General features: G+C 73.5%; 11 protein-coding genes. 4 read left to right on the top strand and 7 right to left on the bottom strand.

Annotated features, from left to right (window positions below; all coding sequences use genetic code 11):
* Positions 1 to 49: 49 nt before the first annotated feature.
* A complete protein-coding gene (locus ACFPBZ_RS03430; protein WP_378034599.1) occupies positions 50 to 739 on the bottom strand; it encodes a CHRD domain-containing protein in 690 nt (229 codons plus the stop codon).
* A gap of 192 nt (positions 740 to 931) precedes the next feature.
* On the opposite strand from ACFPBZ_RS03430, the gene ACFPBZ_RS03425 reads away from it, so the two are divergent.
* The 4 genes from ACFPBZ_RS03425 to ACFPBZ_RS03410 all read left to right on the top strand — a co-directional run bounded on the left by ACFPBZ_RS03425 (position 932) and on the right by ACFPBZ_RS03410 (position 6,401).
* Positions 932 to 1,498, top strand: a complete 567-nt coding sequence (locus ACFPBZ_RS03425) for a sigma-70 family RNA polymerase sigma factor (RefSeq protein WP_378034598.1) — start codon at positions 932 to 934, stop codon at positions 1,496 to 1,498.
* Positions 1,495 to 2,220 (top strand): anti-sigma factor family protein, encoded by a 726-nt coding sequence (locus ACFPBZ_RS03420; RefSeq protein ID WP_378034597.1) that lies wholly within the window; start codon positions 1,495 to 1,497, stop codon positions 2,218 to 2,220. The genes ACFPBZ_RS03425 and ACFPBZ_RS03420 overlap by 4 nt, the downstream gene beginning before the upstream one ends.
* A 108-nt stretch (positions 2,221 to 2,328) precedes the next feature.
* On the top strand, positions 2,329 to 6,222 hold the full coding sequence (locus ACFPBZ_RS03415) for a multifunctional oxoglutarate decarboxylase/oxoglutarate dehydrogenase thiamine pyrophosphate-binding subunit/dihydrolipoyllysine-residue succinyltransferase subunit (protein ID WP_417281521.1): 3,894 nt from the start codon (positions 2,329 to 2,331) through the stop codon (positions 6,220 to 6,222).
* A 5-nt stretch (positions 6,223 to 6,227) separates the two neighbouring features.
* Complete coding sequence (locus ACFPBZ_RS03410) at positions 6,228 to 6,401, top strand: DUF6104 family protein (protein WP_378034596.1); 174 nt, start codon at positions 6,228 to 6,230, stop codon at positions 6,399 to 6,401.
* A gap of 60 nt (positions 6,402 to 6,461) precedes the next feature.
* On the opposite strand, the gene ACFPBZ_RS03405 is transcribed toward ACFPBZ_RS03410, so the two are convergent.
* The 6 genes from ACFPBZ_RS03405 to ACFPBZ_RS03380 all read right to left on the bottom strand — a co-directional run bounded on the left by ACFPBZ_RS03405 (position 6,462) and on the right by ACFPBZ_RS03380 (position 14,391).
* Positions 6,462 to 7,388 (bottom strand): ABC transporter substrate-binding protein, encoded by a 927-nt coding sequence (locus ACFPBZ_RS03405; RefSeq protein WP_378034595.1) that lies wholly within the window; start codon positions 7,386 to 7,388, stop codon positions 6,462 to 6,464.
* Positions 7,385 to 8,071 carry an ABC transporter permease gene (locus ACFPBZ_RS03400; protein WP_378034594.1) on the bottom strand — a complete coding sequence of 229 codons (687 nt, stop codon included), beginning with the start codon at positions 8,069 to 8,071 and terminating at the stop codon, positions 7,385 to 7,387. Before ACFPBZ_RS03400 ends, ACFPBZ_RS03405 begins: the two co-directional genes overlap by 4 nt.
* Before the next feature lies 1 nt (position 8,072).
* Positions 8,073 to 8,720: an ABC transporter permease gene (locus ACFPBZ_RS03395; RefSeq protein WP_378034593.1), complete on the bottom strand. Its 648-nt coding sequence runs from the start codon at positions 8,718 to 8,720 to the stop codon at positions 8,073 to 8,075.
* Positions 8,717 to 9,781: an ABC transporter ATP-binding protein gene (locus ACFPBZ_RS03390; protein WP_378034592.1), complete on the bottom strand. Its 1,065-nt coding sequence runs from the start codon at positions 9,779 to 9,781 to the stop codon at positions 8,717 to 8,719. The genes ACFPBZ_RS03395 and ACFPBZ_RS03390 overlap by 4 nt, the downstream gene beginning before the upstream one ends.
* Before the next feature lie 98 nt (positions 9,782 to 9,879).
* The gene (locus ACFPBZ_RS03385; protein WP_378034591.1) at positions 9,880 to 12,780 is read right to left on the bottom strand and encodes a putative bifunctional diguanylate cyclase/phosphodiesterase; all 2,901 of its coding nucleotides are present in this window, start codon (positions 12,778 to 12,780) and stop codon (positions 9,880 to 9,882) included.
* Between the two features lie 426 nt (positions 12,781 to 13,206).
* Positions 13,207 to 14,391: an NAD(P)-dependent malic enzyme gene (locus tag ACFPBZ_RS03380; RefSeq protein ID WP_378034831.1), complete on the bottom strand. Its 1,185-nt coding sequence runs from the start codon at positions 14,389 to 14,391 to the stop codon at positions 13,207 to 13,209.
* Between the last annotated feature and the right edge of the window lie 302 nt (positions 14,392 to 14,693).

The following is a 14,693-nucleotide window of genomic DNA, read 5'->3' as shown; positions in this document are numbered from 1 at the left end:
ACGACCGCCGCGGCGCGCGGCCCCGGCGGTCGACGGGACGGGACCGTGCTCAGCTCCGCACCCGGCGGTAGGCCACGGCACCGGCCGCGCCCACGGCGACGAGGGCCGCCGCGCCGACCGCGACGGGGGCCGCGGAGTCCGCTGCGCCGCCGGCACCGGTCTCCACGCCGCCCATCGGGACGGCCGTCAGCTGCCCGCGGACGACACCGGCGGTGAAGCCGGCGGTGTGGGAGTCACCGAAGAAGGCCGCGGGGTTCGCCTCGATCTTCTTGAGCGAGAACCCGGTGCCGGTGTCCTGCCCGTTGGCCATGACCCCCGTGGTGAACGGGCCCTTCAGGCAGCCGGAGCTGGTGCGGGTGTCGCCGTCGCCCTGCGGGTTCGGGAAGGCGATCCGCGGCGGGCCCGCCATGCCGGGGGCGGCCTCGTGGATGTGCGTGGCCGTGCGGGCCGGACTCTGGTACTCGCCGGTGACGCCCTCGAGGCGGAGGTCGTAGCAGATGATCTCCTCGTCGGAGTTGATCCGGTAGTCGAACGTCCCGGTCGCGCCCGGCTGCCCGGGGGCGGGCTGGTTGTTCGTCCCGATCACCGTGTCGGGAGTCGCCATCGCGGTGAACATGCTGGTGAAGGTCGACGGCTCCTCGACCTGGGTGTCCTGCGCGAACGCCGCGGGGCCGGAGAGCGCGAGCGCCCCGACGGTGAGGGCGGACAGGGCGGCGAGTCTGACGGTGGTACGGCGCACGGGGGCCTCCTGGGCGGATCATCCGGTTTCGCCCCTCCCTACGGACGGCCCGTAGCCCGCGTTCACGCGATCTCCGGGAGAGTTCCGGTGAACGCCGGCCGGTCCGCTCCCGTACCCACGCCCATGACGACGGGTGCCATCGCGACGCGGGGGGCGGTGGCACACGACGCGGGAGCGAGCCGGGGGGCAGGGGTGGACGAGGTCGACGGTGGCGCCGTCGCGGTGCTCGACCTGCGCCGTCCGGCCGACCTCGAGGCCGCCTACCGGACCCACGCCGGCGAGCTGCTGCGCTTCGCCACCCGGCACCTGCGCGACCCGGCGGCGGCCGCGGACGTGGTCCAGGAGGTCTTCGTGCGGGCGTGGCGGCACGCCGAGCGCTACGACGCGGGGGTGGCGAGCCTGCGGGTCTGGCTGTTCACGATCGCCCGCAACCTGGTCGTCGACCAGGTCCGCCACGACCGCGCCCGCCCCGGCCTGCCGACCGACCCCGGCGTGCTCGGCGAGGTGGCCGAGCGGGCCTCCCGCGAACCGGGCCGCTCGTTCACCGACGACCTCGTCACGGCCTGGTTCCTCGAGGAGGCCCTCGGGCGGCTCGGCGGCGACCAGCGCGCGGCCATCGTCGAGACGGCATTGCGGAGCAGGCCCTACGCGGAGGTCGCGACCGAGCTCGACGTCCCGGTGGGGACGCTGCGCAGCCGGGTGTTCTACGGGCTGCGGAACCTGCGCACGATCATGGACGACATGGGAGTACCGCTGTGACCCCGCCACCCGAGGACCGCGACCACCGCGTCCTGCACGAGCGGCTGGGCGCCTACGTCCTCGGCGGCCTGGACGCGGGCGAGCGGGCCGAGGTCGACGCCCACCTGGCCGGCTGCGCCTCCTGCCGCGCCGAGCTCGCGACGATCGCCCCGCTCGCGCGTCCGCTGCGCGGGGTCGACCCGGACGCGAGCGACGGACCGGCCCCGGCCCCCCTGGGGTTAGACGACGTCCTGCGGCGCCTCCAGGACGAGGAGACCGGGCGCGAGGAGACCGGGCGTGCGGAGGCCCCACGCGAGGTGCTGCCGCTTGCGCCGCGCCGGCGCCGCCCGCGCGTCGGGCTGCTCGTGGCGGCGGGCGCGCTGCTGATCGCCCTCGCCGGGCTCGGCGCCGGGTACGGACTCGGGCTCAGCGACGCCGCGGGACCGCGCGAGCCGGTGGCCGTGGAGTCGCTCGCCGAGGGCGTGCAGGCCGACGCGGCGAGGATCGACCACACCTGGGGGGTGGAGGTGGTGCTCACCGCCCGCGGGTTCGAGCCGGGCCGGGCCTACCAGGTCGCCGTGGTCGACCGGTCGGGCCGTCCGGTCGGGGCGGGCGCCTTCGTCGGCACCGGAACTGCCGAGATGGAGTGCCGACTCAGCTCCTCCGTGCCGCCCGGCGAGGCCGCGGGGTTCGTCGTGACCACGGCCCCGGGGGTCGAGGTGCTGCGGTCGAGCTTCACCTGAGCCGCCCGTGTACCGGTGCAGTGGGCGACACGGCCCCCACCCGCCGCACCACGGAGCGCTAACCTGGACCCGTCCCACTTCCGCACGTGATTGAGGCGATTTCCAGCCGTGTCGACCAGCAGCCCGGCAGCACAGTTCGGTCCCAACGAGTGGCTGGTCGACGAGATGTACCAGCGCTACCTGGCCGACCCGGACTCCGTCGATGCCGCATGGCACGAGTTCTTCGCCGACTACGCGCCCGACGACGGGACGAGCGTGGCCGGCAGCGGGTCGGGCTCCTCGACCGGGAGCTCGGGCAACGGGTCGGCGTCGGGGTCCGCGTCCTCGGGCGCCAGCCGCACGGCGGGCAACGGGTCGAGCGGCTCGGGCACGGGCGGCGCGGCGAAGAGCGCGACCCCGGCCGAGAAGTCCGCCTCGACGGGCAGCGCCTCCAACGGCAGCGCCGCGAAGCAGGACACCGGGCAGCAGTCCACCGGGAAGCAGGACGCGCCGCAGCAGAGCCGAGAGAGCAGGCAGGACGCGCCGAAGCCCCGGCAGGACCGGCCGCAGGAGCAGGCGCAGCCGCAGGGCGAGTCGCGCGGCGAGGCCAAGCCCGCCGCCGGCTCCACCAGCCCCGCCAAGGCGAACGACGGCGACTCGGCCGAGACGGTGTCGCCCCTGCGCGGCGCGGCCAACGCGATCGCCAAGAACATGCAGGCCTCGCTGGAGCTGCCGACCGCGACGAGCGTGCGCGCGGTCCCGGCGAAGCTGCTGGCCGACAACCGCATCGTCATCAACAACCACCTCAAGCGCACCCGCGGCGGGAAGGTCTCCTTCACGCACCTGCTGGGCTACGCGATGGTCCGGGCCCTGAGCCGGTTCCCGAACATGAACCGGCACTACGGGACCGACCCGAAGGGCAAGCCCGCGGTCGTCGACCCGGGGCACGTCAACCTCGGCCTCGCGATGGACCTGCCGGGCAAGGACGGGTCGCGCTCGCTCGTCGTCGTCGCCCTCAAGGGCTGCGAGAAGATGAACTTCGCGCAGTTCTGGGCCGCCTACGAGGACGTGGTCCGCAAGGCGCGCGGCGGCAAGCTGACCACCGAGGACTTCTCCGGGGTCACGATCAGCCTCACCAACCCGGGCACCATCGGCACCAACCACTCGGTGCCCCGCCTGACGGTCGGCCAGGGCACGATCGTCGGCGTCGGCGCGATGGAGTACCCCGCCGAGTTCCAGGGCGCCAGCGACGAGCGCCTGGCGAACATGGGCATCAGCAAGATCATCACGCTGACCTCGACGTACGACCACCGGATCATCCAGGGCGCCGAGTCGGGCGACTTCCTGCGCACCATCCACCACCTGGTGCTGGGCGAGGAGGGCCTCTACGACGAGATCTTCGCGGCCCTGCGCATCCCGTACGAGCCGATCCGGTGGAGCCAGGACCTGCCCGAGTCGAACATCGACCGGACGGCCCGCATCCTCGAGCTGATCGACGCGTACCGGAACCGCGGCCACATGATGGCCGACACCGACCCGCTCGACCACCCGCAGCGCAAGCACCCCGACCTCGACATCCAGAGCCACGGGCTCACGCTCTGGGACCTCGACCGGGAGTTCCCGGTCGACGGGTTCGCCGGCCGATCGTGCATGAAGCTGCGCGACATCCTCGGGGTGCTGCGCGACTCCTACTGCCGCACCATCGGCGTGGAGTACATGCACATCCTCGACCCGGAGAAGCGGGCCTGGCTGCAGGAGCGCATCGAGGTCCCGCACCAGAAGGTCACGGCGGCCGAGCAGAAGTACATCCTGTCGAAGCTGAACGCCGCCGAGGCGTTCGAGGCCTTCCTGCAGACCAAGTACGTCGGGCAGAAGCGCTTCTCGCTCGAGGGCGCCGAGACCGTCATCCCGCTGCTCGACGCGGTGCTCGACGAGGCCGCGGCGCACGAGATGGACGAGGTCGTCATCGGCATGCCGCACCGCGGCCGCCTCAACGTGCTCGCGAACATCGTCGGGAAGCCGGTCTCGCAGATCTTCCGCGAGTTCGAGGGCAACCTCGACCCGGGCCAGGCGCACGGCTCCGGCGACGTGAAGTACCACCTGGGCGCGGAGGGCAAGTTCTTCCGCATGTTCGGCGACGGCGAGACCACGGTCTCCCTGACGAGCAACCCGTCGCACCTCGAGGCCGTCGACCCGGTGCTCGAGGGCATCGTCCGGGCCAAGCAGGACATGCTCGACAAGGGCCCCGACGGCTTCACCGTGCTGCCCGTCGCCATGCACGGCGACGCCGCCTTCGCCGGCCAGGGCGTGGTCGCCGAGACCCTGAACCTGGCGCTGCTGCGCGGCTACCGCACCGGCGGCACCGTGCACGTCGTCGTGAACAACCAGGTCGGCTTCACCACCGCCCCGGAGCACACCCGCTCCACGCACTACTGCACCGACGTCGCGAAGATGATCGACGCGCCGGTCTTCCACGTGAACGGCGACGACCCCGAGGCGTGCGTCTGGGCGGCGCGCCTGGCCGTCGAGTTCCGCGAGCGCTGGAACTCCGACGTCGTCATCGACATGGTCTGCTACCGGCGCCGGGGCCACAACGAGGGCGACGACCCCTCGATGACCCAGCCCGAGATGTACGACGTCATCGACGCGAAGCGCTCGGTGCGCAAGACCTACACCGAGTCGCTGATCGGCCGCGGCGACATCTCGCTCGACGAGGCCGAGCACGCGCTGCGCGACTACGGCAGCCAGCTCGAGCACGTGTTCAACGAGGTCCGCGAGCTCGAGAAGGCCGAGATCGAGCCGAGCCCGTCGGTCGAGTGGGAGCAGCGGGTCCCGAACTCGCTGCAGACGAACGTCCCGCTCGAGGTCGTCACGACGATCGCCGACGCGTTCACCCACCCGCCGGAGGGCTTCAACGTCCACCCGCGCGTCAAGCCCGTGCTCGAGCGGCGCGGCAAGGCGGCCGACCCGGAGACCGGCGACGGCATCGACTGGGCCTGGGCCGAGCTGCTGGCGTTCGGCTCGCTGCTGATCGACGGCAAGCTCGTCCGGCTCTCCGGCCAGGACTCGCGGCGCGGCACCTTCACCCAGCGCCACTCGGTGCTGATCGACCGCAAGACCGGCGAGGAGTACTTCCCGCTGCGCCACCTCACCGACGACCAGGGCAAGTTCATGCCCTACGACTCGGCGCTCTCCGAGTTCGCCGCGGTCGGCTTCGAGTACGGCTACTCGGTCGTGAACCACGACGCGCTGGTCCTCTGGGAGGCCCAGTTCGGCGACTTCGTCAACGGCGCCCAGTCGATCATCGACGAGTTCATCTCGTCCGGTGAGGCGAAGTGGGGCCAGACCTCCGACGTCGTCCTGCTCCTCCCCCACGGCCACGAGGGCCAGGGCCCCGACCACACCTCGGGGCGCATCGAGCGGTTCCTCCAGCTGTGCGCGGAGGGCTCGATGACCGTCGCGCTGCCGTCGTCGCCGTCGAACTACTTCCACCTGCTGCGCCGCCACGCCCTCGACGGCGTGCGCCGCCCGCTGGTCGTCTTCACGCCGAAGTCGATGCTGCGCAACAAGGCCGCGGTGAGCCCGGTGGAGGAGTTCACCTCCGGCGGCTACCGCCCGATCCTCGACGACCCGTCGTTCACCTCGGACGCCAAGGCCTCCGGCGCGTCGAAGGTCCTGCTCTGCGCCGGGAAGATCTACTACGAGCTGGTGGCGGCGCGGGAGAAGGCCGGCAAGGGCGACGACATCGCGATCGTGCGGCTCGAGCAGCTCTACCCGATCGCCGGCGACGACATCTCGGCGATCCTCGACCGGTACTCCACGGCCGACGACATCGCCTGGGTCCAGGAGGAGCCGGCGAACCAGGGCGCGTGGCCGTTCCTGGGGCTCATGCTGCCGGAGAAGATCCAGCGGCTGCGCGGCCTGCGCCGCATCTCGCGCCGCCGCATGGCCGCCCCCGCGGCCGGGGTCGCGAAGGTCCACGAGGTCGAGCAGAAGGCGCTGATCGCCGAGGCGATCGACTAGCGGCCGTGTACTTCACCGACCGCGGGATCGAGGAGCTGGAGGAGCGGCGCGGCGACGAGGAGGTCTCCCTGGCCTTCGTCGCCGACCGCCTCCGCGCCTTCGTCGACGCCCACCCCGAGCACGCCGGCGCGGCCGACCGGTTCGCGGTGTTCCTGGCGCGTGACGACGATGTGGACTGACGTCCTCGTGAGCACTTTTCCGTGCCCTGGCACGGAAAAGTGCTCACGAGCCGGAGGCACCTAGCCGATCCCGGCCGCGCTGAGCCAGTCGCGGGCCACCTGGGCGGGGTCGGGCTTGTCGGGCGCGTCGAGCCGCCGGTTGAGGTCGGTCAGCGTCGCCGTGTCCATCTTCTGCGAGATCAGGTTGAGCACGTCGGCCACGGCGGGGTTCGTCAGCTTGTTGCCGTTGACCAGCGGCACCACCTGCTGCGCCGCGAAGTTCGACTGCGGGTCGGCGAGGACGACGAAGTCGTTGTTCGGGATCGAGGCGTCGGTGGTGAACAGGTCGGCCGCCTGGATCGAGCCGTCACGCAGCGCGGCGACGGTGAGCGGGCCACCGGCGTCGAGCGAGCGGTACTCCTTGAACGTGCACCCGTAGGTCTTCTGGATGCCGGGGATGCCGTAGGGCCGGGTCTGGAACTCCGGCGGGCCACCGAACGCCATCGTCGGGCAGAGCCGCCCGATGTCGGCGAGCGAGGTCAGGTTGTTCTGGGTGGCGAACGCGCGGGTGACCACCACGGCGTCCTTGTCCTCGGCCGGGCTGGCCTGGAGCACCTTCAGCGGCGGCGGCAGCTTCTGCGTGACCTGGGCGTAGACGTCGGCCGGGGCGGTCGCGGTGGCCTGGGCGTCCAGGTACTGCAGCAGGTTGCCGGTGTACTCGGGCACGAGGTCGATCGAGCCGTCGCGCAGGCCGGGGAAGTAGGTCTCGCGGCTGCCGATGCCGAACTGGCGCTCGACCTTCACGCCGCGGATCGACAGCGCGGTCGCGTAGATCTCGGCGAGCAGGCGGTTCTCGGTGAAGTTGGCCGAGCCGACCCGGATGGTGTCGGCCGCCGACGGGGGCTGCGGCTGCTGCTGGAGCGGGTCTCCTCCCCCGCCACCGCACGCGGTGAGCAGGAGGGTGGCGGCGGCGACGAGCGCAGCCCCCAGGAGGCGGGCGGATCTCACGAGGCGGTCTCCTTCGGTACGGACTGTCGGACGGCGCGGCGGCCGGGGGTCACGGCGCGCTGCAGACCCTGCAGCGTCACCTCGAGCACGATCGCGAGCAGGGCGACGAGGATCGCGCCGCCCGCCATCTGCGTGAAGTCGCGTTGTGCCTGGCCGTCGACGATGTAGCGCCCGAGGCCGCCGAGGGACACGAACGCGGCGATGGTCGCGGTGGCCACCACCTGCAGCACCGCGGTGCGCAGCCCGGCGACCATCAGCGGCAGCGCGTTGGGGATCTCGACCCGCAGCAGGATCTGCCGCTCGGTCATGCCCATGCCGCGCGCGGCGTCGACGGCGGCCCGGTCGACGCCCGAGACCCCCGCGTAGGTCCCGGCGAGCAGCGGCGGGATCGCGAGCAGCGTCAGGGCGAGCACGACCGGGGTCAGCCCCAGGCCGATGAGCAGCACGAACAGCACCAGGACCCCGAGCTCGGGCAGGGCGCGCAGACCGTTGGCGGCGCCGACCACCACGAGCCGGCCGCGGCCGGTGTGGCCGATGACGGCGCCGACCGGGATGGCGATCACGGCGCCGACCAGCACGGCGAGCGCGGTGTAGCCGAGGTGCTGGAGCAGCCGGGCGGGGATCCCGGTGGTCGAGGACCACTGGGCGGGGGCGGAGAACCAGTCGACCAGGCTCGTCAGCACGTCACACCCCCTTCGCCGGGGACGTGACGCGGCGGGCCCAGGGCGCGAGGAGCCGCCCGACGAGGACCCACACCGCGTCGAGCACCAGGGCCAGGACGACGATCGCGACGAGGCCGAACACGATCTGGGCGGTGTAGAAGCGCTCGAACCCCTGGGTGAACAGGGTGCCGAGCGCTCCCTGGCCGATGATCGCGCCGACCGCGACGAGGCTGAAGGAGCTCACCGTGGCCACCCGGACCCCGGCGATGAGCACCGGCACGGCGAGCGGGAGCTGGACCCCGGTGAGCAGGCCGAAGGGGCGGTAGCCCATCGCGACCGCCGCGGTCATGACCTCGTCGGGAACCTCGTCCAGACCGTCGACCACGCTGCGCACGAGCAGCGCCACCGCGTAGACCGTCAGCGCGACGACCACGTTGACCGGGTCGAGGATGCGCGTGCCGAGGATGATCGGCATGACGACGAACAGCGCCAGGGACGGGATCGTGTAGAGCACCCCGGTGACCGGCAGCAGGATGCGCCGGGCCGCGGGGGCGCGCCACGCCCACCAGCCGAGCGGCAGGCTGACGACCAGCCCGACGAACACGGGGACGAGCGCGAGGACGATGTGCTCGAGCGCCAGCGGGAGGATGTCCGCCCCGAAGAGCCTCATCGCAGGGCGCCCTCGCCCTCGGCGAGCGGAGCGCCGGGGGAGGAATCCGTGGAGTGCAGCAGGGTGATGACGGCCTCCGGCTCGATCCCGCCGAGCAGGCGGCCGTCGTCGTCCACGGCGACCCCGCGTCCCGACGGGGAGCTGAGCGCGGCGTCGAGCGCGCTGCGCAGCGACTCGCCCTCGTGGTGCACGGCGCCGAGCGCGACGTGCTCGTCGCCCTGGCGCCACGCGGTGGGCCGGTTGTCGTCGTCGACGACGAGCAGCCAGCCGTCGCCCTTCGACGGGAAGTCCTTGAGCTGCAGCTCCCCGGCCCCGACGAACTGCAGGCGCCGGTAGCCGCGGTCGCGCCCGACGAAGCCCGCGACGAAGTCGTCGGCCGGGGCGGCGAGCAGCTCCGAGGGGTGCGCGAACTGGGCGAGCGTGCCGCCGACCCGCAGGACCGCGACCATGTCGCCGAGGCGGATGGCCTCGTCGATGTCGTGGGTGACGAACAGGATGGTGCGGCCGAGCTCGGACTGCAGGCGCAGGAGCTCGTCCTGCAGGTCGGCGCGCACCACGGGGTCGACCGCGGAGAACGGCTCGTCCATGAGCAGCACCGGCGCGTCGCCGGCCAGCGCGCGGGCGACGCCCACCCGCTGCTGCTGGCCGCCCGAGAGCTGCGCCGGGTAGCGGTTCGCCATCCTCGTGTCGAGGCCGACCCGCTCGAGCAGCTCGCCCGCGTGCCGGCGCGCCTCGGCCTTGCCGGTGCCGCGCAGCATCGGGACCGTGGCGATGTTGTCGAGCACGGTGCGGTGCGGGAAGAGGCCGGCGTTCTGGATGACGTAGCCGATGCCGCGGCGCAGGGTCGGCGGGTCCTGCCCGGACACGTCGACCCCGTCGAGCAGGACCTTGCCCGCCGTCGGGTCGACCATCCGGTTGACCATGCGCAGCGTGGTGGTCTTGCCGCAGCCCGAGGGCCCGACGAGCACCGTGATCTCACCGGCCTTCGCGGTGAGGGAGAGCGACTGGAGAGCGACGGTGCCGTCCGGATAGGACTTGCCGACGTCGGAGAACTCGATCACCGCGACGTCCTCCGCGGGCCACGGGCGGCGCCTCGCCGGCCGCCTGGGTCGCAGAACCGTAGCCGACCCCCGCGAGCTCCGCTCACGAAGCCGCCCGATCAGGAGGCGTCGGCCACCTCGGGGGCGATCGGGCCCCGCCGGATCAGCTCGGCGAGCTTCGCCGACGGCATCGCCCGGGCGAACAGCCAGCCCTGGTAGGCGTCGACCCCGAGGTCCCGGAGCACCGCGAACTGGTCGGCGTCCTCGACGCCCTCCGCCACGCACGTCTGCCCGATGGCCGCCGCGAGCTCGACGACCGCACGGGCCACCGCCCGGTCGGACTCCCCCGTGGCGACGCCGCGGACGAACCCGCGATCGAGCTTCACGATCTGCGCGGGCAGCCCGGTGAGCCGCGAGAGCGACGAGTAGCCGGTGCCGAAGTCGTCGACCGCGAACCGCACGCCCGCGGCGATGAGCTCGTTCATCTCGCGCAGCGTCGAGGGCGGGAGGTCGGCGAGGCAGGTCTCGACGAGCTCGAGCACCAGCCGGTCCCACGGCAGCCCGGACTCGGTGACGATCTCGTGCACCGTGGTGAGGAAGTCGGGGTCGCCGGGCAGCAGCCCGGCGAGGTTCACCGCGACCGACGCCGCCGGCCGGTCGCCGTAGGACGGCCAGGTCGCCGCCTGCCGCACGGCCGAGCGCAGCACCCAGCGGTCGAGGTCGCCCATGAGGTCCGCGGCCTCGGCGATCGGCAGGAACTTGTCGGGGAAGATCAGGCCGTGCTCGGGGTGCTGCCAGCGCACGAGCGCCTCGGCGGTCTGCACGCTGCCGTCCGGGCCGACCACGGGCTGGAAGTGCAGGACGAGCTCGTCGTTGACCATCGCCTGGCGCAGCTGCGACTCCATGCGCAGCGCCTCGTCCGCGCCCCGCATGATCGCCTCGTCGGCGAGGGCGAAACGGGTGCTCCCGCTTTTGGCCTCGAACAGCGCCGCGTCGGCGAACCGGATCAGGTCGCCGGTGGCCGGGTGGACGGGGAAGGCGGCGGACGCGACGTCCCAGCCGCCCGCCTCGAGGATCTGCCCCACCGGGTCGCCGGCCGGGTCGCCGACGAACTCCCCGGCCACGCTGGGCAGCCCGAGGGCCGCCCCGACCGCGGCGCCGATCGTCGCCGACACCCGCACCAGCTGCCCGTGCACGGGCACCGCCGTGCGCAGGAGCTTCCCGACGACCTCCGTGAGCGTGTCGAGGCCGCCGTGCGCGTCCACGTCGGCGCAGACCACCACGAACTCGTCGCCGGAGTGCCGGGTCGCGCTGCAGCCGGGCGGCAGGCCCTCGCGCAGCCGCTCGGCCAGGTACACCAGCAGCTCGTCGCCCGCGTCGTGGCCCAGCGAGTCGTTGACCCGCTTGAAGTTGTCGAGGTCGCAGAACAGGACCGCAGTGCGTCGCGCGGTGGGCCCGGCGAGCAGGCGGGACACCGTGCGCGTCAGCGCCCGGCGGTTGGGCAGGCCGGTGAGCTCGTCGTGCATGGCCTGGTGGCGCAGCGACGCCTCGACCCGCCGGTTCTCGGTGACGTCGGTGAAGACGACGAGGTGGGTGGCGTGCCCGGTGTCGTCGACCGACACCGACACGTGCAGCTCGCACCACACGGCCTCGGTCGCCGAGCCCCGGGCCCCGCGCTCGCGGCGGCGCAGGGCCCGCGCGGCGCACGACCAGCTGATCGAGCCCGCCGACCCGGCGGGACGGGCCAGCAGCGGGGTCGGGGTGCCCGACTCGGCGGCGAGGTCGAGCAGCTCGTCGGCGCGGCGGCCGCGCAGCGTCTCCTGCCCCTCCCCCAGCAGCCGGCACAGCGACTGGTTGGCCTGCACGAGGCGCTCGTGGTCGTCGAAGATCGCGACGCCGACCGGCGCGACGGCGAGCAGATCGGTGAAGCGCTGCGACGACGTCCGCAGCCGGGTCTCGATCGCGCGCCGCTCGGTGACGTCCTCGACGGACCCGACGATCACCGCGCGCCCGGCGACCGCGGTGCGGGCGCCCCGGACGTGCAGCATCCGCATCGGGTCGTGCGAGGCGCGGACCTCGATGTCGAGCGGGGTCCCCTGCTCGAGCAGGGCGTCCCAGCGCGCGGAGGCCCGACCGCGATCGGCGGGGTGGACGCACTCGGCGAGCGAGGCGAGGCCGTAGGTGCCGGTGGGCGGGAGGCCCCACAGGGCGCGGGCCACGGAGGTGAAGGACCAGGAGCCGCGGGTGGCGTCGTGCTCCCAGGACCCGACGCCCGCGAGGCGGGTCAGCTCCTCGAGGCGGCGGCGCTCGTCGGCGACCGCGGCGTCGACGGTGCGGCGCACGTCGGCGGTCCCCGTGGCGTCGCTGACGTCGACGAGGACGAGGGCGCGGTGGGCGCTGCCCGGCAGCCGGCTCCAGCGCAGGAGGCGCACCGGGACCGGCGGGGCACCCGCCCGCAGCACCTCGCCGCGCTCGCTGGTGCCGCCCGCCGACCCGGAGGTCACGACGACGGCGTCGAGCGGGAGCCCGACGAGCTCCGGGGCGGGCCTGGCCGCGAGGCAGGCGAGCTCCGGGGAGACCGCGACGACGAGCCCCTCGGTGTCGTAGACGACGGCCGGGCCGTCGGGGAGGACCTCGAGCAGCGGGTCGGCGACGGGGGCGGCCGCGATGGTGGCGGCGTCGACCGCGGCCGGACGGCGGTCGTCCGCGGCGGACCGGGCCCCGGGGACCGGGAAGGTCCGTCGCGGCCGGGGCGAGGGCCGGGCCGTCGTCGTGGGAGCGACGGACCCGGGGGCGGCGGGCGCACCGCCGCGGGCGGGGCGCGCCCGCGGGACGGTCGGGAGCGTGTCCGCGTCGACCGGTCCCTGCTCCCGACGGTCGACGTCGGCGCGGGAGGCGTCGGGGCAGGACTGGGCGGGCACCTGGTCGACCTCGGCGTCCCGGACGCGCGCTGCGGCGACCCCGTCGCCGTCCGACGTCCGGACGACGGCGAGCCGTGGCATGCGCCCCGCTCCGCTCACGCGATCGACTCCTCACACCGATGGGTATCCGGACGCGACCCGATCGGGTCGCTCGCCCACCGTCTGATCAACGCAACGAAGCAGACCCCGCGGGGGTCCGCCCGCATCACCCCGTCGAGTGCCTCGACGCGCCGACCGATCGCCCTGGCGCGACCGCGTGCATCAAGTCCTCCGTGTTCGTCTCAACTCGGACGGTGAGCGGTACACGGACGGCGGGCTCGGGCGACGAACGGCACACGCTCCACCGCGTGTCGTTACATCAGGTTCGCATTCACTCAGACGCGTGTCGGCCGGCACGAAGCGTGCGATCCGGCCGTCACCAGCGGTACCTGACGAATGGTGACCGGCATTCGGAGCACGATCGACGCATTCGCCTCACCCGGACGTCCGTGCCGTTCGTCTCGTCACGTTTAGGTCGTCGCCATCTCAGGAGTCCGTCGCCGTCACCTCGGCCACATGCGTGCGCACCACGCCGTCCGACCCCGCCGCCTCGGCGACCGCCGCGGCGACGGCCGGGGCCACCCGCGGGTCGAGCGCGCTGGGCACGATGTGCTCGACCCCGATCTCCTCGGCGGCGATGCGGAAGATGGCGTCGGCCGCCGCCAGCTTCATGTGCTCGGTGATGCGGCGGGCGGCGGCGTCGAGGGCCCCGGCGAAGACGCCCGGGAACGCGAGCACGTTGTTGATCTGGTTCGGGTAGTCGCTGCGCCCCGTGGCCACCACGGCCGCGTGCTTCCGCGCGATCGCGGGGTCGATCTCCGGGTCGGGGTTCGACAGGGCGAACACGATCGAGTCCTCGGCCATCGACGCGATGACGGACTCGGGGACGGTCGAGCCCGAGAGCCCGAGGAAGACGTCGGCCCCCTCGAGGGCCGTGGCGAGGTCGCCGCGCAGGCCGCGCGGGTTGGTGAGGTCGGCCAGCTCGTACTTCGCGACGTTCATGTTCTCCCGCCCGGCGTGGATCACCCCGCGGGAGTCGAGCACGGTCACGTCGGTCACCCCGGCCGCGAGCAGGATCTTGGCGCAGGCCACGCCGGACGCCCCCGCCCCGGAGACGACGACCTTCAGCGGCTCCAGCTCCCGCCCGAGCGCCGCGACCGCCCCGCGCAGGGCGGCCAGCACGACGATGGCCGTCCCGTGCTGGTCGTCGTGCATCACCGGGCAGTCGAGCGCCTCGATGAGCCGGCGCTCGATCTCGAAGCAGCGGGGGGCGGCGATGTCCTCGAGGTTCACCGCGCCGAAGCTCGGGCGCAGGTGGGTCAGGGTCGCGACGATCTCGTCCACGTCGGTGGTGTCGAGCACCAGCGGGATGGAGTCGAGGTCGGCGAACGCCTTGAACAGGGCCGACTTGCCCTCCATCACCGGCAGCGAGGCCCGCGGGCCGATGTCGCCCAGGCCGAGCACGGCGGTCCCGTCGCTCACGACGGCGACCAGCCGGTGGGTCCACGTGTAGCGGGCGGTCAGCGCGGGGTCGTCGGCGATCGCCCGGCTGACCTTCGCCACCCCGGGCGTGTAGGCGATGGAGAGGTCACGACGGCCCTCCAGCGCCACGGTCGGCGTGATCGAGAGCTTGCCCCCCTCGTGCGGAGTGAAGATCTCGTCGTCGGTCAGGCCGCGGCCGCTCGTGTCGGCCTCGTTCGTCCCGGCGGGGGCGGGGCTGGTGCTGCTCACGGTTGCTCCTGCTGTGGTGGGCCTGTGGTGGTCGCGGCCCGGGACGGGGCCGGCGGGCGCGACGGGAGGACAGGGGTACGGGCTGCGCGGTCGATCGACCGGGTCCGTCGGCGCGACGCGGGTGGGCGCGCGCGGGGCAGGTCGGGCGTGGGTGGCCCGGACCCGTCGATCCTGTCGGGTCCCCGCGCCGTTGTCTGCGCTCCGGTGGGGTCCGGCCGGTCACACGGAGGATGCCGCGGGGC

This window comes from Actinomycetospora atypica, assembly GCF_042653685.1.
GTDB lineage: Bacteria > Actinomycetota > Actinomycetes > Mycobacteriales > Pseudonocardiaceae > Actinomycetospora > Actinomycetospora atypica.
This window is presented reverse-complemented; position numbering and strand designations above follow the sequence as displayed.